Raw genomic sequence first — 26,601 nt, forward strand, 5'->3', positions numbered from 1 at the left:
GATTCGGCAGCTTTTTCTATTCGCCAGCTTCTTCTTTTTCAAGAAGATCCTTCATGAACGGAATTAATTTATGGCGGATATCCTGATCTTGTAAGGCAAATTCTAGCGTCGTCTCGATAAATCCGAGTTTTTCACCGACATCGTAACGTTTTCCTTCGAAATCATAAGCGAAGACACGCTGAATGTCATTGAGCTTTTGGATGGCGTCCGTTAGTTGAATTTCTCCTCCTGCACCGACTTCCTGCTGTTCAAGGTACATGAAAATTTCAGGAGTGAAAACGTATCTTCCTAAAATAGCCAAGTTGGAAGGGGCTGTGCCCGGTTCAGGCTTCTCTACAAAATTTTTGACCTGGTAACGGCGGCCTTCATTTGTTAACGGATCGATAATTCCGTAGCGGTGTGTGTCGCTTTCAGGAACTTGCTGAACACCGATGATGGAAGACAATGTTTTTTCGTATTCATCCATCAGCTGACGAAGTCCCGGTTTTTCAGCCTGGACAATATCATCGCCGAGAAGAACGGCGAAAGGTTCATCGCCGATGAAGTTGCGTGCGCACCAAACGGCATGACCGAGTCCTTTTGGCTCTTTTTGGCGAATATAGTGGATATCCGCAATATTTGACGATTTTTTCACTTTTTGAAGCAGTTCGATTTTCCCTTTTTCTTCTAAATTGCGTTCCAGTTCAGGGGCATTGTCGAAATGGTCTTCTATTGCTCTTTTTCCTTTTCCGGTTACGATAATAATATCTTCGATTCCGGATTCGACAGCTTCTTCGATAATATACTGAATTGTCGGCTTATCAACGATTGGAAGCATTTCTTTAGGCATTGCTTTTGTGGCCGGCAAAAAACGAGTGCCTAAACCTGCTGCCGGAATAATGGCTTTGCGTACTTTCTTCACTGAATAACACCATCCTTGTTTCTGCAAAATCTTTTTTTCAGAACTATAACCTAGTCTTTTTCCACTTTACCACAATTGATTAAAATTCACACCTTTTAATCCGCTTTCAAAGAGTCTTATAAAGGTTTTTGCTTTGTCTGCCATTAAGCTTTACAATATCTAAGAAACGGCATAAATATGTTAACATGAAGGGATATCCGACATATAAAACGAGGTGCAGACAAACCGTTGAAAAAACTAAAAGTAATGACCGTATTCGGTACAAGACCTGAAGCAATTAAAATGGCTCCGCTCGTATTAGAGCTTGAAAAATATCAGGAAATTGATTCGCTGGTGACTGTAACCGCACAGCACAGACAGATGCTGGATCAAGTGCTTGAAGCATTCAGCATTACGCCTGATTATGATTTGAATATTATGAAAGAGCGTCAAACGCTTTCAGAAATTACATCTCATGCTTTGCTGAAACTGGACAAGCTGTTTCAAGAAGTAAAACCAGATATCGTTTTGGTCCACGGAGATACGACGACAACGTTCGCCGGAAGCCTTGCCGCCTTTTATCATCAAATCGCCGTCGGCCATGTGGAAGCCGGTCTGCGTACGCAAAATAAATACTCTCCTTTCCCTGAAGAAATCAACCGGCAGATGACGGGCGTGATCGCTGATGTGAATTTTGCGCCGACAAGCCAGGCTGAACAGAATCTGCTTGCTGAAAATAAAAAGCCGGATTCTATATTTATCACGGGAAATACGGCGATAGACGCGCTTCAAACGACAGTGCGGGAAGACTATTCTCATCCGATTTTTGACAAGCTGGAAGGAAGCAGGATGATTCTTTTGACAGCGCACAGACGTGAAAATTTAGGCAGGCCGATGGAACAGATGTTTAAGGCCGTCAGAAGAATCGTTGAAGAGTTTGAGGACGTACAAGTCGTTTATCCCGTTCATTTGAATCCCGCAGTTCGTGAGGCCGCTGAAGCCCATTTTGCTGATTCGGACAGGGTGCATTTAATAGAACCTCTGGAGGTCGTGGATTTCCATAACTTCGCTGCGAAAGCACATTTCATTTTGACCGACTCAGGCGGGGTTCAGGAGGAAGCGCCTTCTCTCGGAAAGCCGGTCCTGGTGCTTCGGGACACAACCGAGCGCCCAGAAGGAGTGAAAGCCGGGACATTGAAGCTGGCGGGTACAGATGAAGAAACGGTGTATCAGCTGACAAAACAGCTCTTAACCGATCAGGCCGAGTATGAACGGATGTCAAAGGCGTCAAACCCTTATGGTGACGGATCGGCCTCAAAACGGATTGCGGAAGAACTGCTTTATCGGTACGGCTATAGAAAAACCCGTCCGCAGCCTTTTACAGAATAAAAAAACTCTGCATCATATGCAGAGTTTTTTTATTATTTCAGGCTTTCTTTTAATTCTTTTTTGACTGAAGCGAGGCTTGCTTCATCTAATTTGTAATAATAGATATTGTTGATTCTCGTCCCCGTTCCCTTCAGTTCATGCTGAGTGACTTTGCTGCGGGCGTTTTTATAGTCAGTCATAACCGTCCACATATCATCGAATGACATGTTTGTTTTCATATTGTTTTCAATGACCTTAAACATATCTCCGAATTTCGTGACAGACGAGATGTTTGCCCCCTTAGAAATAATCCCTTCAATCACTTGGCGCTGCCGCTGCTGTCTGCCGAAATCCCCCCGGGGGTCTTCTTTTCTCATGCGGGTGTAGGCAAGTGCTTCTTCGCCGTTCAGGCTGATGTTTCCCTTTCCGAAAGAATGCCCGTCGTAGCTGAAGGCGAACGTGCTGTTCACCGTAATTCCGCCGAGTGTATCCACGGTATCTTTAAAGCTCTCCATGTTTACCTTCACAAAGTAATCTACCGGCACATCAAGCAGATCCTCGACGGTATCCGCGGCCATCTGCGTCCCGCCGAAGGCATAGGAGTGGTTGATTTTATCCATCGTACCTTTGCCGGAGATTTTCGTATACGTATCGCGCGGGATGCTGACCATTTCCGTTGTATTCGTTTTAGGATTGACGGTCATATAAATCATCGTATCCGCGCGTCCTTTGTCATTTTTCCGCTCATCGACGCCCATGATTAAAACAGAAATCGGATCCTTCTTTCCGAGATCTATATCCGTGTCACGTTTGTCCGATTTTTTTAAGTCTTCCTGAATGCTTGCCACCGTTGAAGCCGCTTTGTGCCACAAGTAGTAGACGTAGCCTCCTGATGATAAAACTAACAGCCCGATGATTGTTACGATTGTCAGAAGAACTTTTTTCTTCTTTCTTTTTCGTTCAGCTCTCATTTGTCATCACCTTTTCTATTAACTTTCATGATGCAATTTACTAATCTTTATAAACCCAGTCATATTTTTACTTATAACCATGTAATAGACGAAATTCTTAAAAAAAAGGTTACAAAAAGACCTTAAAATTACCTTAAAAAAAAGTTAGTATAAGACGATACATAAAGATGAGGTGAAAAAAATGAAAAAAACTATTGCAGCTTCGTTCTTAATACTGCTTTTTTCTGTTGTATTGGCAGCGTGCGGAACGGCGGAACAATCAAAGAAGGGAAGCGGTTCTTCGGAGAACCAGGCTCAAAAAGAAACGGCATATTATGTCGGTATGGCGGATACGCACACAATTGAAGTAAAAGTGGATGATCAGCCCGTCAGCTTTGAATTTTCTGATGACTTCTCTGATGTTCTGAATAAATTCAGCGAAAATGACAAAGTCAGCATTACTTACTTCACAAATGATAAAGGCCAAAAAGAGATCAAGGAAATCGAGAAAGCAAAATAATACACCATGATCAGCAAAAGGCGGGATAAAAATTGAAGAAAACAATATGGGCTGTCTGTTTTTCTGTGATATTCAGCCTGGCTTTATTACCGGAAAGCACTTTTGCGGCCAGTTCTGATATCTCAGTAAAACTGACGAATTATATTGGTAATAAATCGACTCTGAATATCGAACCTTCAGGAACTTATAAACTGACGGGAAGCGATGTGTCCTCCGTTGTCAGATTGGGAGGCGCGTCCAAATATGATACGGCTAACGCCGCGACATCTAAGTATTGGAAAAACCCGTCCAACGTAGTCGTCGTGAATACGGACGCTTATTTTGCGGACACGCTTTCCGTCATTCCTTTAGCGAATAAACTGAAAGCGCCTGTTCTGCTGACTGAAGCGAAAAAACTGAGCAGCAGCACAGAAGCGCAAATCAAGAAATTCAATCCGGATAATATTTTAATCATCGGCGGGACGAACAGTATTTCGTCAGCCGCGGAAAAGACATTGAAGAAATACGGCCGCACGAAACGGATCAGCGGAAAAAACAGATATGATCTGTCCAAAAATATTGCGGCCGAAATGGGCAGCTATGACCAGGCGGTCGTAGTAACGGGAGATGTATATACGGATGCGCTGGCAATCGCGCCATATGCCGCGCAAAACGGCTATCCGATTCTTCTGACGAAAAAAGACTCCCTTCCGAGCTACAATCTGCCTAAAAAAGTGATCATCATGGGAGGCACTTCAAGCGTCAGCAAAGATGTGGAGAATCAAATTAAAAAGAAGGCCTCGGTCACCAAACGAATTACCGGATCAAACAGATATCAAATATCAGCAAACGCAGTCACTTCGCTGGGCATGGATGCAAGCAAAACGGTGGCTGCCAATGGGACTAAATTAGCGGACATCGTTGTCGGATCAAATATTGCCGCCGCAAATCACATGCCGCTTGTATACATCAAAAAAAGCGAAACACCCGCCGACGAGGCCGGCCTTTTTAAAACGAAAGGCACCTATTCTTATACATTAATAGGCAGCGCGAATTCAATTGCCGATTCAGTTAAGGCTGCTTACGCAAAAGAGTTTTATCTCGTAAACGGAAAGACGTACCGTATTGAAACGTCCGGCGGCAAATTAGGCGTTGCAGGCATTAACAGCGGAAAAACGTCTTTCAAGGCGGTTCCTGAAAAATATTCAACAGCAAACACAATCAGCATTGACGGGAAAGCATATCTGGGGAATATGAGTTTCACTGCGGAATCCGGCAAATATGTAAGACCTGTTAATGAAAACATTCCATTTGAGGATTATCTGAAAGGTGTCCTGCCGAATGAAATGCCGGGAAGCTGGCCGACAGAAGCGCTGAAAGCCCAGGCTGTTGCTGCCCGCACCTACTCTATCGGCAAGATGGGACAAACAGTCGCGGATACAACGGCCTTTCAGGTTTACGGGGGATACAGCTGGTATCCAAACGCCACCGCAGCCGTTAACGGAACAAAAGGGAAAGTGCTCACTTATTCCGGCAGATTGATAGATGCCACTTACTCATCAAGCAATGGCGGTTACATGGAAGCCGGCGATGAAGTGTGGGGATCGAAAGTGCCGTATTTAGTAGCCAAAAAGGACACAAAAGATCCGGAAATCAGCTGGTCTTTAACATTGCAGAAGCAGCAGCTGCCAGCGGGTCTGGATATGAAAAATCCCGCATCCTGGTGGTCTAAAACAAACGAAGCAAATGCTGCGCAGCTCAACGGAATAAAAAATTGGCTGATGAAAAATAAAGAAACCAATGCAAGTTCCATAAAAATTGCAAGTATCTCTGATCTCTCGCTCACCGGAAAAACAAAAGGCCAGCGCGCGGAAGACGCCGCGGTGAAGGTCACGTACCATGTGAATGACAAGTCGAAGGGCTATGTCATGAACAAGACTGCATCTGTTGAGGTGAAAGCGTCTGAACTCAGGACGATGATCGGAGCTTCATCTTTTAAAAGCACATACGCCAGTGCGTCCGGTAATTCTTCGCAAATCACGATATCAGGAAAGGGATACGGTCACGGCGTAGGAATGAGTCAATACGGAGCAAAAGAAAGAGCGGAGGCCGGAGAGCCGTATACTTCTATTCTTGCGTTCTATTATCCTAATACAGCACTTACAAACTACTAAACTTCTGTGGAGGAGATCGGATTGAAATTCATCATAAAATGTCTCCCCGTCTTTATTCTCGGGGTCATTCTATTTGTCCCTTCCGCTTTGGCTGACAACACGGTTAAAAGGATCGGCGGAAGCACCCGGTATGATACGGCTGTACTGGCGGCAAAACAATCATGGGGTGAAGCGAAAACGGTAATTATCACCGGCGGAACTTCATATGCCGATGCAATTGCCGCTGCGCCGCTTGCATATCAAAAAAATGCGCCGCTGCTGTTTACAAATAAAGATCAGCTGTCTGCCGGCACAAAAAAGGGATTAATTGATTTAAAAACGAAAAATGTGATTATCGTAGGCGGCACACCTGCCGTTTCGAAAAATACCGCAAATCAAATTGCTAAATTAGGCATCAGTGTCAAACGATTATCAGGGAGTACGAGATATGCCACAGCCGCAAAAGTGGCGGGTGAAATGACAAGATCTTCTACAGCCCTTGTGGTCAACGGGTTTGTTGATGCGGATGGAATGGCTGCGATTTCTTATGCGTCCGCTAAAAAATATCCGATTTTATTCACTAATGATTCAACGTTAAATGGTTCTACGTCCAATGCGATCAAAAGCTTAGGGATTAAAAACACGATTGTCATCGGCGGGACAAGCAGCATCAGCAGCTCACTTTATAATAAGCTGCCGAACCCTTCAAGAATCAGCGGCAAAAACCGCTATAACCTGTCTGTGAATCTTGCAAAAAAGACAGGCTTAAGCACAGGCTATACGTTTGTTACCAATGGCTTTAAAGAGGCGGATACCATCGTCGGAGGCGTGCTGAGCGCCAAACAGGGAAGAGTTCACCTGCTGACGAATGGAGACAGTCTGTCAAAAGACGTCCGGACGTATATCGGAAGTAAAAACATCACCAGCTTCACCGTCATAGGAAGTGCTTCATCTTTAAGCAACAATGCCGCGTCGCAGCTTGAAAATCCCGTTGTCGGCAAAACGGTCTTTATTGATCCGGGGCACGGCTATCAGGATTCAGGTGCAACCGGAAACGGCTTGCTTGAGAAAAATGTAAACCTTGATATCGCTACGCGTCTTAACAATCAATTATACGGCGCGGGCGCGCTTACTGTAATGTCAAGAAAGGGCGACACCTTTGATTCGCTTGAGGAGAGAGTGAACAAAGGGGCGAAGGCGAACGCCGATATTTTCATCAGCGTCCATGCAAATGCGAATGATAACAGCAGTGCAAACGGTACGGAGACATATTATGATAAAACCTACCAATCGGCAAACAGTCTGAGGCTTGCCCAAAATATTCAGCCGAGAATGGTTTCTGCTCTCGGCACGCGTGACCGCGGTGTGAAAACTGCCGGATTTTACGTCATTAAGTATTCTAAAATGCCGAGTGTCTTGTTAGAAACCGGTTTTGTCACAAGCCCGATTGATGCCAATATTTTAAAACAATCAACGAAAAAGGACAGACTCGCGGCGGGGATCACCCAAGGCGTTTCCTCCTATTTCAGATAATTTTTTTCATGGAAACAGTCCGGTTCATACCGGTCTGTTTTTTTATTTTTTCATTATGCTTTGTCTCAAATATGGATATGAATAGATTTACAATAAAAAAACAATAATCAAAACATTCTAATAAACATTAACGTTTCCTTTACTTCCAATTAACATCCATCTGCTAAACTCACGGCATAGGTCATCAAACATCCCAACAAATCGTGAGGTGTGTGTCAGTGGGAGCAGAGAAAAGCATGAATGTAAATAATAACTATGCAGTGCGGCAGGGGACTTCCGCTGCCGTTACGGAAAGAACGGCCCGTTATTTGGCTTTTAAGCGATTCATGGACATTGTGTTTGCGCTTGCGGGGCTTTTGGCGGCGCTCCCGGTGATGGGCCTGTTCTCCATACTGATTCGTTTGGAGTCGCCCGGTCCGGCTTTTTACAAGCAGGAGCGGGTAGGCAAAGACGGGAAGCCGTTTTATTTGTATAAGCTCCGCTCTATGAAAATAGATGCTGAAAAATCGGGGGCGGTCTGGGCGCTGAAAAAGGATCCCCGCGTGACAAAGGTCGGCGCTTTTATCAGAAGGACCCGTATTGATGAGCTGCCGCAGCTGGTAAATGTGCTTCGGGGAGAAATGAGCCTGATCGGCCCGCGTCCTGAGCGTCCCGTGTTTACGGAACAGTTTCAGGCTGAGATTCCGGGGTTTACGGAGCGGCTGGCCGTTAAGCCGGGATTAAGCGGCTGGGCGCAGGTCAACGGGGGATATGACATGACACCGAGGGAAAAACTGATGTTTGACTTATATTATATCCGCAACCTGACCTTTTCATTGGAACTGAAGATTATGCTCAAAACGTGCAAAGTGATCTGGACCGGTGACGGGGCGCGATAAAAATTCTGGTCAGCAGACAAAAAAGTAGGGAAAACGATGCCTAGTATTACAAATCAAATTTTGAGCGGCGCCAAATGGACAAGTATTTCGACAGCGTGTATTACGGTCATTCAAATTGTCCAATTCGCCCTGCTCGGGCGGGTCATGTCACTGGCTGAATTCGGCCTTGTCGGCATGATCACAACGGTAGTGGTGTTTGCCCAAATTGCGCTTGATATGGGTTTTGGCGCCGCGCTCATTCAAGAAGATCATGTGACTGAAAAACAGATGTCTTCCTTGTACTGGCTGAATATCATAACGGGGCTTGCGCTGTTTGCGCTGCTGTTCTTCAGCAGTCCGCTCATTGCCGATTTTTATCGGCGGGAGGAGCTTGTCTATTTAATTCGCGTGCTGGCCGTCATGTTTTTAATCGCGCCGATCGGTCAGCAATATCAGTATATGCTGCAAAAAGCGCTGGCATTTAACACGCTAAGCAAGATTGAAATCTTTTCAAATGTGCTGTCCTTCGTTTACTTGGCGGCTGCGGTTTTTTATACGAACCCGATTCTCGCGTATGTGATTTCCCAGGTGCTGCTGCAATCGTCAAAAGGCATTCTGTACTGGGTGTCCTGCAGAAAAACATGGAGACCGGCGTTCGTTTTTGATCTGAAGGGAATGAAAGGCTTCTTTTCTTTCGGAGCCTTTCAGCTGTCTTCCCGGCTTGTGAACCGGCTCGGAGCGAATATTGATATGATTTTGATCGGCAGTTTTATCGGCGCCGAGGCGCTCGGTATTTACAATCTGGCTTACCAGATTGTCACGCTTCCGGTATTAAAAATTAATCCGATCATTACGAGAGTCGCGTTTCCCGTCTTTGCGAAAAACAAGCATGAAAACAGCGTTATCAGAGAAGGGTTTCTCAATATGACCAAAATACTCGCGCTGATATCCTTTCCGCTCTTGCTCGGTTTGGTTTCAGTATCGGATGCATTCGTGGCTTCGGTTTTCGGAGAAAAATGGCTGGCGGCTGTCCCGGTTTTAAACGTTCTCGCCATCGTCGGGATTTTAAGGGTTCTGATGAATCCGAACGGATCTGTGCTGCTGGCAAAAGGGCGGGCCGATCTGGCATTTTATTGGGACGCCGGGGTGATGCTGCTGTATGGTGCATCTTTGTACGCCGCCGTGCTGTCCGGAAATCTCTTGACGGTAGCCTGGACGTACGCTTTCATCAGCATCCTGAATTTCCTGATCGGGCGCTGGCTGCTGGCATATGTCATTAAGCTGCGGCTGTCGGCTTACTTCAAAGCCGTGGCCAAACCGTTTCTGCTTACGGCGGCAATGGGTGTCATCGCCTTTACAGCCAGCTTCGGAACGGAGCGGATCAGCCTTGATGTCAAGCTGCGGCTGGCGATCTCCGTAGCCTGCGGCGCGTTGTGTTATTTATTCCTGTTAGGCAAAGCTTATCCGCATATGAAAAGTAAATTAAGAAAAGGACGTTTGCTATGAAGGTATTGTGGATGACAAGTGTATATCCGAGCAGTGAGAAGCCGGGAGAAGGCGTTTTTCATGAGACGCAGGCCCAAGAACTGAGAAAGCTTGGCGCGGAGATGACTGTCATTTGTCCGCGGCCGAAACTCGCCGCGCCATTCCGGGTGCTGAAAAAGACGTATCGGCAAAAGGATATGAGGCCGGCGCATGAATGGCGGAGAGGCGTGTCCGTCCACCGGCCGTTTTATCAGGCGGTTCCCGGACAGCTGAAATGGGCGCAGCCGCATAAAAGAATGGCGTCATCGGTTCTTTCCGAAATTAAAAATCATGGCCTGAAGCCCGATCTCATTCACGCGCATTTCGCCATGCCGTCAGGCGGAGCGGCGGCCATTGTGTCAAAGGCTTTAGGCATCCCGTATGTGCTGACCTTGCATGGCAGTGATGTCAATGTCTATCCGCATTACAGCAAAAGCGCTCATCGCGCATTTACATTTGCGGTGCGGGAAGCAGCCGATATTTACGCTGTGAGCGGCAGTCTGCGGGAACAAATGAAAAAGCTCATCGAAGCGGAGTGCAGCGTGCTTCCGATCGGCATCACGCTTGACGCCTTCCGAAAAAGGAACGAGACGAAAGAAGCCGTCAGAAAACGGCTCGGCCTTCCTCCGGATAAAAAACTGATCGTGTTCATCGGCAGGCTTGTCAAAGAGAAAGGTGTTTTCGACTTATCAAAAGCCGTTCAGTCATTGGATGAAAGATATGAAGCTGTTTTTGTCGGTGACGGTCCCGCCGAATCTTCATTGCGTGAAGCCGCTCATATCGTCACGGGGCAAGTGCCGAACGACAAGGTACAGGACTATCTGCTGGCCTCGGATGTAATGGCGCTGCCGTCCTACAGCGAAGGCATGCCGACTGTGGTCATTGAGGCGCTCGCTCTGAAGGTGCCGGTGATCTGTACCGATGTCGGAGGATTGGCTTCTTTATTTGGGAAATATAGAGGTTTGCTGATCAAGCCGGGTTCACCTGACACGCTGGCAGAATCCGTTCTGCAATATGACGAAGGAGAGGCTTGGACGCCGCAAACAGCCGAGGAACTTTATCAAACCGTCCGCACGTATTTTGACGCAAGCCAAAACGCGAAAACGCTGAAAGAGAAATACCGGTCCGTCATGAACCGGCCCGGGCAAGAGGAGAACCTTTCGAAAGAGGGATGAAGCTGTGAAAAAAATCGCTGTATTAGGAACAGGGTATGTAGGTCTTGTATCTGGAACTTGTTTTGCGGAAATCGGCCATCATGTGACTTGCTGTGACATCAATGAAGCGAAAATCAGAAGCTTGCAAAACGGAGTCATCCCGATATATGAACCGGGGCTTGAGGAATTAGCTGAAAAAAATGTCAGTGCCGGGCGGTTATCCTTTACGGCCGATATTGAGCCGGCTGTGAAAGCCGCTGATATCATCTATATCGCCGTCGGTACGCCGATGTCAAAGACGGGTGAAGCCGATCTGACCTACATTAAGGCAGCGGCGCAAACAATCGGAGAACAGCTGAACGGATACAAAATCATTGTCACCAAAAGCACTGTTCCGGTCGGGACGGGAAAGCTCGTTTACCAAATCGTCAGCGAAGCGTCAAAGGGGAAATATCCGTTTGATGTCGCGTCAAATCCTGAATTCCTCCGCGAAGGTTCGGCGGTGCGGGATACGATGCAGATGGAGCGGGCGGTTATCGGCGCCACAAGCGAACATGCCGCTTCGGTCATTGAAGAGCTTCATAAGCCGTTCCGTACGAAGATCGTAAAGACCAATCTTGAAAGCGCGGAAATGATTAAGTATGCCGCAAATGCTTTTTTAGCCGCCAAAATATCTTTTATTAACGATATCGCCAATATTTGCGAACGTGTCGGGGCGGACATCTCTCACGTGTCAGAAGGCGTCGGCCTTGACAGCCGGATCGGGAATAAATTTCTGCAGGCGGGCATCGGATTCGGCGGATCCTGCTTTCCGAAGGATACAACGGCTTTATTGCATATCGCAAACGCCGCCGGCTATCCGTTTGAAATGATGGAAGCGGTCATTGAAACCAATCAGAAGCAGCGGGTCCGTATTACGGAAAAATTGAACCGCGCCATCGGTCCCTTAAAAGGGAAAACCGTGGCCGTACTGGGGCTGGCCTTTAAACCGCATACAAATGATGTCCGCTCCGCCCCGGCTCTTGATATCATCACAAGTCTTAAAGAGCAGGGTGCTCACGTGAAAGCGTATGATCCGATCGCGATTCCCGAAGCGTCAGCGATATTAGGAGAAGGCGGCATTGAATATCACACAGAGATGTACAGTGCCATCAAAAACGCGGACGCATGCCTGATTACAACAGATTGGCCGGAAGTCAAGGAGATGGATCTTCAGAGAGTGAAGCAGCTGCTCAAACAGCCGGTCATCATTGACGGCAGAAATATGTTTCCGTTGGAGTATATGAGGGTTTCAGGATTCACTTATCATTCCGTCGGACGTCCGGCGGTTCATGCCGATCGGCAAATAAAAGAACTGGCAAGATAGAAAAAGATTTGTTTTCAGGCTCTCGGCAGTCCGGCTCGGCTGCCGGTTTTGGAAAGGGGTTTGCCATGTGAGTATCAAACGTTCAGCGGCACATGTTCTTGTGCTGCTTGCCGCTGTCATTACAGGAGGATGCATCATGCTGGGGGCGGTCAGGGAGGATGCCGGCTTCGGAAAAATCACCGTGCTGCTGCTTGCCGCCATGATCGGCATTGCCGGACTTGCTTTGCTATCCGCCTTTACAACAAACGGTCAGATGTTTATGGGGCTCATTTATATACTGATCGCGTGTACATTTTTAAACCAGGCCTTCTTTGCGGTTCATCTCGGATTTTTCAGCTTATTTATATACCGGCTGTTATTAATCGGGGCGGGCGCCCTTCACATCGCCGGCATCCTGACAAACCGTCATCATATTGACAGATGGAATCGGGTGAATGTAAAAGGGATTCTGATGTTTTTCGCCTTATGGTTTACATACGGTCTCCTATCGTTATTGTGGGCAAAATCCGTGACGTACGGGATTAAATATTTAGCTTTAATGGGAATGGGCATGTTTTTGATTTATCTTATTGTCATGTTCATTCAGCGCTTTGATCAGCTGATGGTTTTTTACGGCATATGGCTTGTGATGACCATTTTTGTGATGGCGATCGGCTTTTACAACCATTTTACACACAACCATCTGCCGAGCTCCACGCTTTATAACGGCCCGCAGTACAAACAGCATTATCCGACGTCCGTTTTCTTTAATCAAAATGATTTCGCGACGTTTTTGTGCATCAGTTTCTTTCTGTATACGGCGGCGGTGAAAAATATGAAAAACGGCTATGTGAAGGCCGTCAGCCTGCTCTTTGCGATCTGCGCTTTGTATTTAATCATTTTGACCGGTTCGCGCGCGAGTCTGCTGGGCATATGCGCAGGGGCGGCTGTATACGTCTTCATCCTGCTGCCTTCCCTGTTGAAAAAATTCGCGCTGTACGCTGCGGGAGCGGGTGCTGCGCTGTTTGCGGTTTTATTTGCGGGCCGTATCACCAATGCCGTCTTGAATCTGTTTTCAGCTCCGCAGGCGATGCCGGGACAGCAGCCGCTTCCTTCCAACCTTGCGAGGGCGAATCTTTTAAAGAACGCCTTTCACTATGTGATTGATTCCTGGGGGTTCGGAGTGGGTGCCGGAAACGTCTCTTACTATTTAAAAGCGGAGCCCGTTTATGATACGGGCGGCGTAGTTGAGGTGCACAACTGGCTCGTCGAGATTATGGCGAACTTCGGCGTGCTTACGATGCTCGGTTACCTGACAGTCTATTTGTTCCTTTTTTGGACACTTTATAAATGTCATGAAAGAAAATCGGAAAATCAGTCAAGACTGATCACAGAAGGACTTATCACGGCGATGGCCGGTTTTTTGGTAAGCAGCATCAGCCCAAGCTCCGTATCAAATTTATTTTTCCACTGGGTATTTCTCTCGCTCGTGATCGCGGCGGTCAATATATTGAGGCGTTTACAAAAGGAGCCTGCCGTCACGGCGTACTATGAAAAACAGGGAGATGCGAGATGAAGGATATGTTGACAAGAATAACCCGGCGTATCAAAAAGAATATCATTTGGATCATTGCGCTGCCCGTTGTGTTAGGGGCGGCGGGATATGTATTGCCGTCAAAAATAAGCGGAAACAGCAGTTTTACATCAGAAGCCGCGATCGCCGCGGGAAATTATGATCATCCGCTTTATAACAATACAAAAGAAATCCCGCTCCTTTTGACGAGCGATGCCTTTTTAAAGCAGGCTCTGCCTGATAAAACAGACGCAGAAAGAGCGGCCGTGAAAAGTAAACTGACTGTCGAAACACAATCAGATTCATTGATCACGGTCAGCTACAGCGGCCAAAACAAACAGGAGACCGAATCGGTGTTTCAAGCCGTCATAACAACTTTTCTGAAGAATGATCAGGACCTGTTTGAAAAACGGGCAAAAGTAGTGCGGCAGAGTATTGCTGCGCTTGAAGGAGAAACCGTCAGCGCGGACGCCAAAGTGGATAAGGAACGATTTTTATACGAATTGAAAAATACGCAGCTGAACCTGAAAGCGGCCGGCGTCATCAATTCAGAGCCGATGAATGAAACGGCGGGACAAGGCATGCCGCCGAAAAAGAAAGCGGTTCTGGGTGTTTTAATCGGCATTGCAGTAGCATTTATGTTCATTGTCATTCCTGAGTTTTTTAGAGAGTCCTTGTAAAAATCTGCGATGGAGATGTGACCATGACAAACTGGAAACCTTTCGTATCTGTCATTACACCGTCTTATAATGCAAGTGAATATATCGAAGACACGATTCAGTCCGTTTTACATCAAAGCCATCCCCATTGGGAAATGATCATTGCGGATGATTGTTCAACGGACGGAACGAGAGATATTTTACGGCAATATGAACAAAAGGATGAGCGGATCCGCGTCGTTTATTTAGACGAGAACAAGGGAGCCGCGGCTGCCAGAAATACAGCCCTCGAGCATGCCGAGGGGCGTTATGTCGCATTTCTGGACAGCGATGACAGATGGAAAAAGGAAAAGCTTCAAAAACAGCTTGCGTTTATGGCGGAGCGTTCCTGCGCTTTTTCATTTACGGGCTACAGCGTCATGGAGCAGGACGGAACGCCGACGGACAAAACGATTCAAGCCCCTGAAAGCCTGTCATATGATGAAGCTTTAAAAAACACGATTATCGGATGTTTAACGGTCATGATTGACAGAGAGCAGACGGGGCAGATTCAAATGCCTGATATCAGAACGCGGCAGGATTTGGCGACTTGGCTTTCCCTGCTGAAAAGGGGATTTACGGCTTACGGCCTGAATGAGTGCCTTTCAGAATACAGGCTTGTGCAGAATTCGATTTCAAGCAACAAGTGGAAAGCCGCAAAAAAAACGTGGTTTGTTTATAGAGAAATTGAGCGCCTGCATTTTATCAAGGCTTCGTGGTGTTTTATGCAATATGCGAAAAACGCGGTCTTGAAAAGACTGTAGGCGTCAGAGGAGCTGGGTGATGAAGGTGGAACCGATTATTCACGTAATCGTCGGAGCGGCGGAATGGGGGCATGACCGGCTGAGATACAGACGGCACCGGCTGGCTGAATTTCTTGCCCGGCAAAAAGAAACGAAAAGCGTCATTTGGGTATGCCCGTCACCGCGAGCCAATGATGGTCAGATGGCCGGGATCGCCGAGGGAATCCGGCAGTTCACTGTAAAGGATCTCATGCAGCAAAAAGCATTCCGTTTCGGCAGGTATACAGACATGTGTTACAGGCATAAACTTTCACCACTGTTGAACATGCTGAAGGAAGAAGGAGAGGAGGCCCGCTGCTGCTTATGGTACACCTTCCCCGGTTTTCCGCTTCTGGCAGATCTGTTTCCTTGGGATGAAGTGATTTACGATTGCAGTGATCTGTGGGCCGCTCCGATCAGCGGCCGCGCTAGTGTGCTGTCAAATGTAAGAAGAAACATCATTAAACAGGCTGAAATGAGAATCATTCAGCGTGCCGATTCCATCACCTGCACATCTGACTGTCTGCACCGGGAGGTCGGAAAAAAGCTGGAGAACCCGCACCAGAAAGTGTTCACCATTGAAAACGGAGTGGAATATGACCTGTTTTCACGGGAAAATAAACAGCCGGATGAAGACATTTTACGGGGAAGAAACGGAACGGTTCTCGGTTTTATCGGCGGAATCAAACCGAAGCTCGATTTTGCGCTTATGGCGGAAACGGCAGATTTGCGGCCTGACTGGACGATTTTATTGGTGGGCCCGAACACGGCTCAGGACGATCCGGATTTCGAGTCGCTTCTGGAACGCCCGAATGTCATCTGGACGGGACCTGCCGCGCCGAATGAAGTGCCGTCCTATATGCAGCTTGTCGACATCGGCATCATGCCGTATAAAAATTCACCTTATAATGACGCGGTATTTCCGCTTAAGCTTTTTGAATTTTTAGCCGCCGGAAAACCGGTTGTCGGCTGCAACCTTTCTTCTACGTCAAAAATCAAAAGGCCTTACGTTTATGAATACGTTGAAGGGAGCGACCCCGCAGATTTCATCGCGGCCTGCGAAGGGCTTCTGGCAGCGGACCGCAGCGGATCATATGAGGCTTTGCGCCGTGAATTGGCCCGGGGACGGGATTGGAATGTTTTATTCGGCCGAATGCTTGAATGCACGGGTATATTGGAAAATGCGCAATCCCATTAAAAGGGAAAGCGCATTTTTTGATTTGTGTGTTTCTTTTTGATGATGCTTGTTATAATAACTAGTAAGAATTATAATGGAAGGAACGGTTCAATATCAGAAAAGACTTCATATAATTCCAAAGGAGACTTCTTTATGCTTGACGAACGCATGTTTCGCATAGTTGTTGCGTTTTTTGTCTCTCTGCTAACGGTTTTAATCCTAACTCCTATCGTAAAAAAAATTGCGATCAAAATAGGTGCAGTTGACCAGCCCAGCAACCGAAAAGTACATGATAAAATAATGCCCCGTATGGGCGGCTTGGCCATCTTTATCGGCGTAGCGGCGGGTGTGCTCGCGGCCGGTATATATAATGAAACGAAAATGACCGCCATTACGGTGGGTGCGTTTATTATTGTTATTTTAGGAATCCTTGATGATAAATACCAATTAAGCGCAAAGGTAAAGTTTTTCGTCCAGCTGGCCGTGGCCATTATGATTGTGAGCACGGGACTGAAAATGGACTTTTTCTCCGTACCGTTTTTAACGGAACGTTTAGAATTGGGATGGGTCGCTTACCCGCTGACTGTGTTATGGATCGTCGGTATTACGAATGCGATGAACCTGATTGACGGTTTGGACGGACTCGCTGCCGGCCTGTCGGTCATCGGACTCTCCACTATCGCCGTTATGGCGTTATCCGGAGGGAAAATCCTTATTCTGTCACTTTCACTTGTCGTGATAGGAAGCACACTCGGATTTTTATTTTATAATTTTCACCCGGCAAAGATATTTATGGGAGATACCGGATCGCTCTTTCTCGGATACGTCATCTCAGTACTCTCATTATTAGGTCTTTATAAAAGTGTTACTTTATTCAGTATCATCATTCCGATCATCATTTTGGGCGTGCCGATTTTTGATACGACATTCGCCGTCATCAGGCGGATTTTAAACAAACAGCCGATCTCAGCGCCTGATAAGTCACATATACACCACCGGCTGATGGCCTTCGGGCTGTCACACCGCACGGCCGTCATTATCATTTATTTAATCGGCTTTATTTTCAGCGTCAGTGCCATCCTGCTGAAAAGCGCGACCATATGGCTTTCGCTGTTTATTATTTTTATATTGATTGTATTTATGCAAATCATAGCAGAGGTCACAGGGTTAGTAAATGAACAATTTAAACCATTTACCAAGTTTTACAAAAGATTGGTAAAGAAAAATTAAAAAGAGCAGATCATGCGAATGGTCTGCTTTTTTGCTATTCTCTTATTATATAGAAAAACCCGATCCTGCTCAAAGGATCGGGTTTACTCTTAATAGCCTGTTGTGCCGCCGGACTGTGTGCTGTCCGTACCGTTTGCACCTGCAGTACCGTTGGTTGAATCGGTTGTACCGCCTATTCCCGTGCTGTCGGAAGTCGAATCAGTCGTACTGTCCGTTCCGGTGCTGTCAGAAGCGGGATCGGATGCCGTGCTGTTTCCGGACGGGTAATCCAGGTGCTTCTGCAATTCCTGCCGTACTTTCTCGAGATTGGTTGGATCCGGCTGGAAATAATATGTTCCGCGCGTAGTTGCGGTTCCGCCTAAATATAAATCTGATCCTGTTATGGTCAGTGTATCAATCTTTTTGCTGGTAAAGCCGCTGTAAATCTGCTGAAGAGCGAGTCCTTCAGTGATTCGGATATTCGTTTGGACGTTATTGCTCGCTGTTTCAGCGATTTTATCGATTTTAGCAATATTTCCAGCTCTTGACATTTGGTCGATCAGTGCGTTTAAGATTTGCTTTTGGCGGTCATTCCGGCCGAAGTCTCCGCGCTTATCCTGCTTTCTCATCCGCGCGTAAGCCAAAGCCTGCTCACCGTTCAAATGCATGTTTCCTTTCTTGAAATAGATCCGTTTCTTTTTACTGACGTCACTCATCTCGTCGAAGTCAAACGGCACTTTTACATCGACCCCTCCTACCTCATCAATAACATCCTTAAAGCCATTGAAGTCGACAGTGACATACTTATCAATCGGTATGCCTAATAAGTCTTCGACGGTTGAGACGGTTTCATCCGCTCCGCCCTTAGCAAAAGCCGCATTGATTTTTGTTTTGTTACCGGTCGTGTCGCCGGCAAGCGTCACCCGCGTATCACGAGGAATACTCAGCATTTTCATTGTTTTATTTCTCGGATCAAGGGTAACCACAATAAGAGAATCTGATCGTCCGCCTTTTCCGCTGGTGGCATAATTTTCGATCCCCATAAACAAAATGGAGAACGGTTTTTTCTTCATATTGATGACTTTATCCCGCAATTTTGATTTGTCTCCGCGGGAAAGGGCATCATATGCATTATCTGCCGCATTAATCGTTTTGTATACTTTGTATCCGCCAAATCCGGCAGCGACTAACAAAACGAGGGTAAGCAGCAGCAAAATCCGTTTGAATATGATCTTTCGTTTGCTTTTCTTTTTCTTTCGAACACGCACTCTTACACGTTCAGCCATTACATTAGTCTCCTTTAGGGCTGACGTCTGTTTCTAAATACGTCAGTTCTCCCTCTGTATTCTTACTCTTGCCGTTCGTCAGTTCTGTCATCCATTTTAGAAACGCTTCTTTGTCTTTTTCTTCAACGTACGTTTCAAATTCGACATGATCCGCATAATGGATATCTTTCAGTAAAAAAACTGATTCTCTCAGTTCGTTCTCTATCTTGCCGAGCCACGTATAATCCGCTGATGTATGCATAATCCGCATCAGCTTCCGCTCCGTAACTCCTATATGATTTAAGCCTTCAGACACTGACTTCCCATATGCACGAATCAATCCGCCTGCACCGAGCTTTATTCCGCCGAAATACCGGGTAACCACCGCGCAGGTATCTTTCAGACCGCGTTTTTTCAGCACTTCCAGCATAGGGACGCCGGCTGTTCCGCTTGGTTCTCCGTCATCATTGGCCTTTTGTATATGGTCGGTTTCGCCGATCAGATAAGCTGAGCAGTTATGAGTCGCATTCCAGTGCTGTTTTTTTATCTTTTGTATAAATTCCTGCGCTTCCTCTTCAGAAGCAGCACGGCTCAGGTGACAGATAAAACGTGATTTTTCAATCACAATCTCATGTTCACCCGCTTCTTTAACAGTTAAATAGCTGTGCAGCATGATTGCTGGACCCTCCTGACAAGCATTAAAAGACTTGTTTCTACAAATTCGAACAGACTTTAGAATTTTTGCGCATATTTTGGTATCATGAAAGAGTAAGATACTATATAAAAATGTTTTTTTCTAGAATATACGCATTCTTTCATTATAATTCGACATAAATTGCAGTTCAATTACATTTATAATAAAAATACATAACAACACCGTTACGGAGGGAGACAGATGAATAAATCGAAGATGGACTCCAAAGTTTTGGATTCTATACTTATGAAAATGCTGAAAACCGTGGACGGGAGCAAGGACGAGGTTTTTCAAATCGGAGAGCAGTCGCGCCAGCAATATGAGCAGCTGGTTGAAGAACTCAAACAGATCAAACAGCAGGTGTACGAAGTCATTGAGCTGGGCGACAAACTTGAAGTTCATACGCGGCACGCACGAAACCGCTTGTCTGAAGTAAGCAGAAATTTCCATAAGTTCAGCGAAGAAGAAATTCGCAACGCCTATGAAAAGGCGCACAAACTTCAAGTGGAACTGACGATGATCCAGCAGCGTGAAAAGCAGCTGCGGGAGCGCAGAGATGATTTAGAACGCCGGCTTTTAGGGCTTCAGGAAATCATTGAACGGTCAGAATCATTGGTCAGCCAAATAACCGTCGTTCTGAATTACCTGAATCAAGACCTTCGCCAAGTAGGGCTTCTTCTTGCCGATGCGCAGGCTAAACAAGATTTCGGCTTAAGAATCATCGAAGCCCAAGAGGAAGAAAGAAAAAGAGTTTCCAGAGAAATTCATGACGGTCCCGCGCAGATGCTGGCAAATGTCATGATGAGATCGGAATTAATTGAACGGATCTTCCGCGACCGCGGCACGGAGGACGGATTTCAGGAAATCAGAAATCTTCGGCAGAATGTGCGGAATGCCCTTTACGAAGTCAGAAGGATTATATATGATTTAAGACCGATGGCATTGGACGATCTCGGGCTGATTCCGACACTGAGAAAATATCTTTATACAACTGAAGAATACAACGGAAAGGTGAAAATACATTTTCAGTGTATCGGGGACACGGAGAACAAAAGGCTTGCCCCGCAATTTGAAGTGGCGCTTTTCCGTCTCGCTCAGGAAGCCGTCACAAATGCACTCAAACATTCAGAATCAGAGGAAATAACAGTAAAAGTGGAAGTAACCGCTGATTTTGTCGTTCTTATCATTAAGGACAACGGAAAAGGCTTTGATATTAAGGATGCTAAACAAAAGAAAAACAAGTCATTCGGCTTGCTGGGAATGAAAGAAAGAGTAGATCTGCTTGAAGGAACGATAACGATAGACTCTAAAATAGGTCTTGGGACATTTATCATGATTAAGGTTCCGTTATCTCTCGGCCTATAATTTGTTAAATAGAGCCAAAAGACATATTGACCGAACAGCGGCGCATATAGAACAATAGGATAAGGAGGCGTAGCGTGTGACTAAAGTAAATATTGTTATTATCGACGACCATCAACTATTCCGTGAGGGTGTAAAAAGAATATTGGATTTTGAACCTACCTTTGAAGTGGTAGCAGAAGGTGACGATGGAGATGAGGCGGCTCGAATCGTCGAGCATTATCATCCCGATGTTGTCATAATGGACATCAATATGCCGAATGTAAATGGAGTAGAGGCTACTAAACAGCTTGTTGAGCTGTACCCTGAATCTAAGGTGATTATCCTCTCCATCCATGATGATGAAAACTATGTGACTCATGCTTTAAAAACAGGTGCAAGAGGCTATCTCCTGAAAGAGATGGACGCAGATACTTTAATCGAAGCAGTGAAAGTGGTAGCCGAGGGCGGATCTTACCTTCACCCGAAAGTAACCCACAATCTTGTCAACGAATTCCGCCGTCTTGCGACAAGCGGAGTTTCTGCTCATCCTCAGCATGAGGTTTATCCGGAAATCCGGAGACCATTACATATATTAACGAGACGGGAATGTGAAGTGCTGCAAATGCTTGCAGACGGAAAAAGCAACCGCGGAATCGGTGAATCACTGTTTATCAGTGAGAAAACAGTGAAAAACCACGTGAGTAATATTTTGCAGAAAATGAACGTTAATGACCGGACACAAGCCGTTGTCGTAGCCATTAAAAACGGCTGGGTAGAGATGCGTTAGTCATGTATGAGAAGACTTGCCATAATAGGCAAGTCTTTTTTTACAGCTTCATATCTATTAAAATACTTATTAAGTACTTAATAAGGCAGGTAAAGTGATGAAGATTGCAGTTGTAACAGACAGTACAGCATATATTCCGAAAGAGATGAGACAAGAACATCATATTCATATGATCCCTCTTCAAGTGGTTTTCGGTGAAAAAACATTCCGCGAAGAAACAGAACTCGACTGGAGAAGTTTTTATAAAGAAGTAAAAAATCATGATGAGCTGCCGACTACGTCCCAGCCTTCTTTCGGTGAATTAATCGCATTGTACGAAGAACTGGGCAAAACATATGACGCAGTCATAAGCATACATTTGTCCAGCGGAATCAGCGGAACTTATAACAGCGCCGCCTCGGCAAACACTATGGTTGATCATATTAAAGTTTATCCCTTTGATTCAGAGATCAGCTGTTTGGCGCAAGGTTTTTATGCATTAAAGGCAGCACAGCTCATTAAAGACGGTGTTGACTCACCGGAAGAGATTATAAAAGAGCTGGAAGAAATGAAAAAAACAGTCCGTGCGTATTTTATGGTGGACGATTTATCACACCTCCAGCGGGGCGGGCGTCTAAGCAGTGCTCAGGCTTTTATCGGCGGTCTGTTAAAGGTAAAGCCTATTCTTCATTTTGACAATAAGGTAATTGTTCCTTTTGAGAAGATTCGGACACGCAAAAAAGCGATTTCGAGAATTTTTGAGCTGTTTGGGGAGGATGCAAGTAAAGGAATCCCGATGCGGGCCGCTGTCATCCATGCAAACAGGGAAGAAGAAGCGGCGGATATTATACAGGAGTTAAGCGGTAAATATCCTCATGTCGAATTCTATAACAGCTATTTCGGTGCCGTGATCGGAACCCATTTGGGCGAAGGCGCCATCGGAATCGGCTGGTGTTTTAAAAACTAAGTGAAAATCTCCGTTTTCAAGGGCGGAGATTTTTTTATTATTAAATTTTCGTGATTCGACAAAAAAATTCCCGGCAGGCATACTTTGAGCAGAAAGGAGGCAGGGAGATGTCCGAAGGTGCTTCAGAATTTTCAGAGGTGCGGGATTTCTTTTACGGCCGGCATTTATTGAGAGCTGAGATACCGTTTTCAGATCAGCGCATCAATCGTTTTATAGAAAAAGAGTATATAACGGCCGAGCCGTCAATCATCCGCCGGAAAAACCGTTACGTCTGCCAACGATGCGGTCAGTCTGATCAAGCCTGCTTTGCGGCATTTTGGGCGCCCTCTGCCAAGAGGCAGATTACCTATTGCCGTGCCTGTGTCATGATGGGAAGGGCTGATGAACTGACATCATTATATTCTTGGAATCAAGCCCCTGAAAACAGCTGGGAGCCTGTAAAGCTTTCTTGGGAAGGAACACTGACAGACGGACAGAAGCAGGCCGCCGCCGCGCTTACAGATGCGATAAAAGAGAGACAAGAGCTGTTAGTATGGGCGGTTTGCGGATCGGGGAAAACAGAGATGCTGTTTCCGGGTATCGAGTTTGCGCTGAATCACGGTTTGCGCGTCTGTGTCGCGACTCCGCGTACAGATGTCGTACTTGAACTGCTGCCGAGACTGAAAAAAGCATTTGAGAAAGTCGACGTTTCTGCTTTGTACGGCGGCAGCGAGGACAAAGGCCGCTTGACTCCGCTGATGATTTCAACCGCTCACCAGCTGATGCGCTACCGAGACATTTTTGATGTCATGATAATAGATGAAGTAGATGCGTTTCCTTTTTCAGCCGATGAGACATTAAGGTTCGCTGTTGATAAAGCGAGGAAGAAAAACAGCGCCCTTGTTTATGTAACGGCAACTCCTTCAGACACATTAAAAAAGAATGCTGAAGCCGGTTTGCTGAAAAGCGTTCGCATACCGGCCAGATATCATCGGAAACCCCTCCCGGAGCCGCGTTTTTTGTGGTGCGGCAATTGGAAGAAGAAGCTTCAGAAAGGAAAACTGCCGCGCTCTGTAACGGATTGGGTCCGCCAAAAACTTCAATCACAGCTGCCGGTTTTCTTATTCGTTCCGTCTGTACACGTATTGAAAAAGACAACGGATTATTTTCAGAAATTAAACATACGGGCAGAAGGCGTACATGCGGAAGACACATTCAGAAAGGATAAAGTGAAACGGTTCAGAGACGGCCGGCTTGACCTGCTGGTAACGACTACGATTTTAGAAAGAGGGGTTACCGTGCCCAAAGTTCAGACATGTGTCCTCGGCGCAGAAGCACCTATCTTTACTGAGAGCGCGCTCGTACAGATCGCGGGCAGAACGGGAAGGCATTATAAACATTTCAGCGGTGATGTCGTCATGTTTCATTTCGGAATGACAAACGGAATGAAAAAAGCAAAAAAACATATAGAACATATGAACAAATTGGCACAAAAAAGTAAATTGTTGGACTAGTTAATTTCAGAAAACGTGATACAGTATACTCATACTTTCCTATGAGGAGCTGTCAGCATGCTTGTCAATTCTAAAGAAATCATATTAAAGGAACTTCTCGACCGCCATATGCCTCAGCTTCATATGAAATGCACATGCCGGGTATGCAAAAATGATGTACTGGCACTTTCATTAAACCGGGCTGAGCCGGCATATGTTACAGATAAAAAGAAAGTTGCTTATGCAAAAGCAGAGATAGTTGATAAACAGAAAAATACAGCGCTGCTTGTCATTCTGGCTGAATCAGCGGCGATTGTTTCGGTTAATCCAAGCGAGTTCTGTGAAACTCGGGAAGGAGCGTAATATCTCTGAATTGTTTATTGTGTGACTCACCAATTTCAAGTTCATTGACTTGGAGATCTCTGTTTTCTCTGGCGCCCGAGCAAGAGGTATGCACCATATGCAGCAGCCGATTCGAAAAAATTGAAGGCCCCGTATGCACTATATGCGGGAGGCCTCAGGAGTCAAATGAAAAATGCGCTGATTGTGCGGCCCGGGAATCAAAAACGGAAAAGCGCTTTTTGCTGCGGCAAAACCGTTCGGTATATTTGTATAATGATGCGATGAAGGACTCATTGGCCCGGTTTAAATTCAGGGGTGATGCGAAAATCATTCAAGCATTTGAACGTGACTTTGCTGTTTGCTTTAAAGCGGCATATCCATCAAATACACATACTCTCATCCCTATTCCGCTGAGCGGCGAACGGCTGGCGGAACGCGGATTCAATCAATCCGAGCTGCTGGCCTCTCTGCTCGGAATGCCCGTCATTTTCCCCCTCATCCGACTGAACAATGAAAAACAATCCAAAAAGAGCAAAACAGAAAGGCTGTCCGCAGAAAAAAAGTTTTCAGCAGCCGAAAACTCGGCCGAAGGTATGAACGTCATCTTAATAGACGATATTTATACGACGGGCGCCACACTGCATCAAGCCGCCGAAGTCCTGCTGACAGCGGGTAAAGCGTCATCGGTCTCCTCTTTTACTTTAATCAGGAGCTAAATCATTCTTTTTTTCTGCCGATATAATTGATAGAAATATAAGGCAGATTAAAGAAGGAATAGGAGTTAATACGATGGGTGAATTGGCGAATTGTCCAAAATGCAATGCTTTATTTTTTAAAACGAACCTGCAGACCGTGTGCCAGGCATGTATTAAAGAAGAAGAAAAAGCATTTGAAACCGTCTATAAATTTTTGAGAAAGCAGATCAACAGACAGTCGACGATGCAGCAGATCACTGAGGAAACAGGTGTGGATGAAGAGCTGATCCTCAAGTTTATCAAACAAAAAAGGATTCAGATCAGCCAGCTTCCAAATTTGGCATATCCTTGCGAAAGGTGCGGAAATCCGATCAGGACGGGGAAATTCTGCAAGTCCTGTCAGACAGATATTGAGTCGCAATTAGACCATATGAACCAAAAAACAGCCGCTGAATTCAAAGAAAAAAACAGTACAAAAGACACATACTATGCCTATAATACCAAAAACACCTGATTCCCTAAACTAACTGATAACGCAGTCGATAAAAGAATTAGACTGCGAACAGAAAGCGAGAGGAATCCTATGAAAATCAATCAGTACGGAACACAATCCGTTAATCCATACCAAAAAAATTACGAAAAGCAAGCCGTACAAAAAGAGGCTGCAAAGCCGAAGGACAAAGTGGAAATTTCTTCTCATGCAAAAGAGCTTCAAAATGCGTCAGATGCGGTCACTAAAACTCGTCAGGAAAAAATCGCTCAGCTTAAAGCGGATATAGAGAGCGGAACATATAAAATAGATTCAAACAGCATCGCTGAAAACATAGTGAATTTTTATAAAAAGCAATAAAAAGGAGAAAGCCAATGTCAGCAAAGCCAATTATTGATCAACTGAAGCGACTTTGCGCACTGCATGAACATCTGCTCACGCTGTCTGAGGAGAAAACGGAAGCGCTGAAAGCAGGTAAAACAAAAGAGCTCTCCAACATATTGACTAAAGAGCAAAAGTATATTCAGGCAATCGGGCAGACTGAGGAAGAACGAATCAGGTTAACTTCTCAGTTTCTCAGCCGCGGTGAGGACAATACAATTGCTGCATGCATCTCCAGAACTTCAGGCAGTGAAAAACAGGAGCTTGAAGGGTTATATCACTCTTTGTCTGCGCTTCTTGACCGTCTGAAAGAAGTGAATGAGATGAACAAACAGCTCACGATTCAGGCTTTACAATTCATCTCCGGGGCATTCGATATGATCATGCCGGGTGAAAAAGAGAATATGAATTATAAAGAGCCGCAAGCGGCGCGCAAACCTGTCAGCCGTTTGACATTATTCGATTCAAAAGCTTAGAACGGAG

The 26,601-nt window shown here is 45.8% G+C and carries 26 protein-coding genes; 22 read left to right on the plus strand and 4 right to left on the minus strand.

Annotated elements, in window-relative coordinates; genetic code table 11:
* Nucleotides 1-16: 16 nt before the first annotated feature.
* Nucleotides 17-901, minus strand: a complete 885-nt coding sequence (gene galU, locus G9F48_RS07600) for a UTP--glucose-1-phosphate uridylyltransferase GalU (RefSeq protein ID WP_025853545.1) — start codon at nt 899-901, stop codon at nt 17-19.
* Nucleotides 902-1,129: 228 nt separating this feature from the next.
* Between galU and wecB the strand changes: the two genes are divergently transcribed.
* Nucleotides 1,130-2,269 (plus strand): non-hydrolyzing UDP-N-acetylglucosamine 2-epimerase, encoded by a 1,140-nt coding sequence (gene wecB, locus G9F48_RS07605; protein WP_165409297.1) that lies wholly within the window; start codon nt 1,130-1,132, stop codon nt 2,267-2,269.
* A 32-nt stretch (nt 2,270-2,301) separates the two neighbouring features.
* Here wecB and tagU read toward each other — a convergent pair whose 3' ends face one another.
* The gene (tagU, locus tag G9F48_RS07610; RefSeq protein WP_071392375.1) at nt 2,302-3,219 is read right to left on the minus strand and encodes a polyisoprenyl-teichoic acid--peptidoglycan teichoic acid transferase TagU; all 918 of its coding nucleotides are present in this window, start codon (nt 3,217-3,219) and stop codon (nt 2,302-2,304) included.
* A 181-nt stretch (nt 3,220-3,400) separates the two neighbouring features.
* Between tagU and G9F48_RS07615 the strand changes: the two genes are divergently transcribed.
* The 12 genes from G9F48_RS07615 (at nt 3,401) to G9F48_RS07670 (ending at nt 17,723) form a co-directional block, all read left to right on the plus strand.
* Nucleotides 3,401-3,718 (plus strand): hypothetical protein, encoded by a 318-nt coding sequence (locus G9F48_RS07615; RefSeq protein ID WP_003151370.1) that lies wholly within the window; start codon nt 3,401-3,403, stop codon nt 3,716-3,718.
* Nucleotides 3,719-3,750: 32 nt separating this feature from the next.
* On the plus strand, nt 3,751-5,871 hold the full coding sequence (locus G9F48_RS07620) for a SpoIID/LytB domain-containing protein (protein ID WP_165409298.1): 2,121 nt from the start codon (nt 3,751-3,753) through the stop codon (nt 5,869-5,871).
* Nucleotides 5,872-5,892: 21 nt separating this feature from the next.
* The gene (locus G9F48_RS07625; RefSeq protein WP_165409299.1) at nt 5,893-7,383 is read left to right on the plus strand and encodes an N-acetylmuramoyl-L-alanine amidase; all 1,491 of its coding nucleotides are present in this window, start codon (nt 5,893-5,895) and stop codon (nt 7,381-7,383) included.
* Nucleotides 7,384-7,601: 218 nt separating this feature from the next.
* Nucleotides 7,602-8,261 carry an exopolysaccharide biosynthesis polyprenyl glycosylphosphotransferase gene (locus tag G9F48_RS07630; RefSeq protein ID WP_003151373.1) on the plus strand — a complete coding sequence of 220 codons (660 nt, stop codon included), beginning with the start codon at nt 7,602-7,604 and terminating at the stop codon, nt 8,259-8,261.
* 36 nt (nt 8,262-8,297) lie between these two features.
* Nucleotides 8,298-9,746 carry a teichuronic acid biosynthesis protein TuaB gene (gene tuaB / locus G9F48_RS07635; protein WP_165409300.1) on the plus strand — a complete coding sequence of 483 codons (1,449 nt, stop codon included), beginning with the start codon at nt 8,298-8,300 and terminating at the stop codon, nt 9,744-9,746.
* On the plus strand, nt 9,743-10,939 hold the full coding sequence (gene tuaC, locus G9F48_RS07640; RefSeq protein WP_165409301.1) for a teichuronic acid biosynthesis protein TuaC: 1,197 nt from the start codon (nt 9,743-9,745) through the stop codon (nt 10,937-10,939). Before tuaB ends, tuaC begins: the two co-directional genes overlap by 4 nt.
* A 4-nt stretch (nt 10,940-10,943) precedes the next feature.
* A complete protein-coding gene (gene tuaD, locus G9F48_RS07645) occupies nt 10,944-12,284 on the plus strand; it encodes a UDP-glucose 6-dehydrogenase TuaD (RefSeq protein WP_070082463.1) in 1,341 nt (446 codons plus the stop codon).
* A gap of 67 nt (nt 12,285-12,351) precedes the next feature.
* A complete protein-coding gene (gene tuaE, locus G9F48_RS07650) occupies nt 12,352-13,839 on the plus strand; it encodes a teichuronic acid biosynthesis protein TuaE (protein ID WP_165409302.1) in 1,488 nt (495 codons plus the stop codon).
* Complete coding sequence (gene tuaF / locus G9F48_RS07655) at nt 13,836-14,516, plus strand: teichuronic acid biosynthesis protein TuaF (RefSeq protein WP_156735502.1); 681 nt, start codon at nt 13,836-13,838, stop codon at nt 14,514-14,516. The genes tuaE and tuaF overlap by 4 nt, the downstream gene beginning before the upstream one ends.
* A gap of 23 nt (nt 14,517-14,539) precedes the next feature.
* Nucleotides 14,540-15,298: a teichuronic acid biosynthesis protein TuaG gene (tuaG, locus tag G9F48_RS07660; RefSeq protein WP_138093069.1), complete on the plus strand. Its 759-nt coding sequence runs from the start codon at nt 14,540-14,542 to the stop codon at nt 15,296-15,298.
* A 19-nt stretch (nt 15,299-15,317) separates the two neighbouring features.
* The gene (gene tuaH, locus G9F48_RS07665; protein WP_165409303.1) at nt 15,318-16,514 is read left to right on the plus strand and encodes a teichuronic acid biosynthesis protein TuaH; all 1,197 of its coding nucleotides are present in this window, start codon (nt 15,318-15,320) and stop codon (nt 16,512-16,514) included.
* A 132-nt stretch (nt 16,515-16,646) separates the two neighbouring features.
* Nucleotides 16,647-17,723 (plus strand): glycosyltransferase family 4 protein, encoded by a 1,077-nt coding sequence (locus G9F48_RS07670; RefSeq protein WP_165409304.1) that lies wholly within the window; start codon nt 16,647-16,649, stop codon nt 17,721-17,723.
* A gap of 89 nt (nt 17,724-17,812) precedes the next feature.
* Here G9F48_RS07670 and G9F48_RS07675 read toward each other — a convergent pair whose 3' ends face one another.
* Both G9F48_RS07675 and G9F48_RS07680 read right to left on the minus strand, forming a co-directional pair.
* Nucleotides 17,813-18,988, minus strand: coding sequence for an LCP family protein (locus G9F48_RS07675; protein ID WP_165409305.1), 1,176 nt, complete (start codon nt 18,986-18,988; stop codon nt 17,813-17,815).
* A 4-nt stretch (nt 18,989-18,992) separates the two neighbouring features.
* Nucleotides 18,993-19,640, minus strand: a complete 648-nt coding sequence (locus tag G9F48_RS07680; RefSeq protein WP_060657503.1) for a YigZ family protein — start codon at nt 19,638-19,640, stop codon at nt 18,993-18,995.
* Nucleotides 19,641-19,862: 222 nt separating this feature from the next.
* Here G9F48_RS07680 and degS point away from each other — a divergent pair, with 222 nt between their 5' ends.
* The 9 genes from degS (at nt 19,863) to G9F48_RS07725 (ending at nt 26,594) form a co-directional block, all read left to right on the plus strand.
* A complete protein-coding gene (degS, locus tag G9F48_RS07685; protein ID WP_003151385.1) occupies nt 19,863-21,026 on the plus strand; it encodes a two-component sensor histidine kinase DegS in 1,164 nt (387 codons plus the stop codon).
* Nucleotides 21,027-21,102: 76 nt separating this feature from the next.
* Nucleotides 21,103-21,792, plus strand: coding sequence for a two-component system response regulator DegU (gene degU, locus G9F48_RS07690; protein ID WP_003219701.1), 690 nt, complete (start codon nt 21,103-21,105; stop codon nt 21,790-21,792).
* Nucleotides 21,793-21,889: 97 nt separating this feature from the next.
* Nucleotides 21,890-22,738, plus strand: coding sequence for a DegV family protein (locus tag G9F48_RS07695; RefSeq protein ID WP_070082458.1), 849 nt, complete (start codon nt 21,890-21,892; stop codon nt 22,736-22,738).
* A 107-nt stretch (nt 22,739-22,845) separates the two neighbouring features.
* Nucleotides 22,846-24,231, plus strand: a complete 1,386-nt coding sequence (locus G9F48_RS07700) for a DEAD/DEAH box helicase (RefSeq protein ID WP_165409306.1) — start codon at nt 22,846-22,848, stop codon at nt 24,229-24,231.
* A 57-nt stretch (nt 24,232-24,288) separates the two neighbouring features.
* Complete coding sequence (locus G9F48_RS07705; protein ID WP_017418816.1) at nt 24,289-24,573, plus strand: late competence development ComFB family protein; 285 nt, start codon at nt 24,289-24,291, stop codon at nt 24,571-24,573.
* Nucleotides 24,574-24,578: 5 nt separating this feature from the next.
* A complete protein-coding gene (locus tag G9F48_RS07710; RefSeq protein ID WP_202983294.1) occupies nt 24,579-25,268 on the plus strand; it encodes a phosphoribosyltransferase family protein in 690 nt (229 codons plus the stop codon).
* A gap of 73 nt (nt 25,269-25,341) precedes the next feature.
* Nucleotides 25,342-25,761 (plus strand): TIGR03826 family flagellar region protein, encoded by a 420-nt coding sequence (locus G9F48_RS07715; protein ID WP_003151392.1) that lies wholly within the window; start codon nt 25,342-25,344, stop codon nt 25,759-25,761.
* Between the two features lie 69 nt (nt 25,762-25,830).
* A complete protein-coding gene (flgM, locus tag G9F48_RS07720) occupies nt 25,831-26,097 on the plus strand; it encodes a flagellar biosynthesis anti-sigma factor FlgM (protein ID WP_003151393.1) in 267 nt (88 codons plus the stop codon).
* Nucleotides 26,098-26,111: 14 nt separating this feature from the next.
* Nucleotides 26,112-26,594, plus strand: coding sequence for a flagellar protein FlgN (locus tag G9F48_RS07725; RefSeq protein ID WP_071392362.1), 483 nt, complete (start codon nt 26,112-26,114; stop codon nt 26,592-26,594).
* The last annotated feature ends 7 nt before the right edge of the window (nt 26,595-26,601 follow it).

It is taken from the genome of Bacillus sp. EKM420B, assembly GCF_011065565.1.
GTDB lineage: Bacteria > Bacillota > Bacilli > Bacillales > Bacillaceae > Bacillus > Bacillus velezensis.

Coding starts and splice junctions, on each gene's coding strand:
- G9F48_RS07680 (WP_060657503.1), bottom strand. CDS start 19,640: ATGCTGCACAGCTATTTAACTGTTAAAGAAGCGGGTGAACATGAGATT.
- degS (WP_003151385.1), top strand. CDS start 19,863: ATGAATAAATCGAAGATGGACTCCAAAGTTTTGGATTCTATACTTATG.
- G9F48_RS07615 (WP_003151370.1), top strand. CDS start 3,401: ATGAAAAAAACTATTGCAGCTTCGTTCTTAATACTGCTTTTTTCTGTT.
- G9F48_RS07695 (WP_070082458.1), top strand. CDS start 21,890: ATGAAGATTGCAGTTGTAACAGACAGTACAGCATATATTCCGAAAGAG.
- G9F48_RS07715 (WP_003151392.1), top strand. CDS start 25,342: ATGGGTGAATTGGCGAATTGTCCAAAATGCAATGCTTTATTTTTTAAA.
- G9F48_RS07670 (WP_165409304.1), top strand. CDS start 16,647: ATGCTTGACGAACGCATGTTTCGCATAGTTGTTGCGTTTTTTGTCTCT.
- tuaC (WP_165409301.1), top strand. CDS start 9,743: ATGAAGGTATTGTGGATGACAAGTGTATATCCGAGCAGTGAGAAGCCG.
- tagU (WP_071392375.1), bottom strand. CDS start 3,219: ATGAGAGCTGAACGAAAAAGAAAGAAGAAAAAAGTTCTTCTGACAATC.
- tuaF (WP_156735502.1), top strand. CDS start 13,836: ATGAAGGATATGTTGACAAGAATAACCCGGCGTATCAAAAAGAATATC.
- flgM (WP_003151393.1), top strand. CDS start 25,831: ATGAAAATCAATCAGTACGGAACACAATCCGTTAATCCATACCAAAAA.
- tuaH (WP_165409303.1), top strand. CDS start 15,318: ATGAAGGTGGAACCGATTATTCACGTAATCGTCGGAGCGGCGGAATGG.
- G9F48_RS07700 (WP_165409306.1), top strand. CDS start 22,846: ATGTCCGAAGGTGCTTCAGAATTTTCAGAGGTGCGGGATTTCTTTTAC.
- G9F48_RS07705 (WP_017418816.1), top strand. CDS start 24,289: ATGCTTGTCAATTCTAAAGAAATCATATTAAAGGAACTTCTCGACCGC.
- G9F48_RS07725 (WP_071392362.1), top strand. CDS start 26,112: ATGTCAGCAAAGCCAATTATTGATCAACTGAAGCGACTTTGCGCACTG.
- G9F48_RS07675 (WP_165409305.1), bottom strand. CDS start 18,988: ATGGCTGAACGTGTAAGAGTGCGTGTTCGAAAGAAAAAGAAAAGCAAA.
- tuaG (WP_138093069.1), top strand. CDS start 14,540: ATGACAAACTGGAAACCTTTCGTATCTGTCATTACACCGTCTTATAAT.
- tuaB (WP_165409300.1), top strand. CDS start 8,298: ATGCCTAGTATTACAAATCAAATTTTGAGCGGCGCCAAATGGACAAGT.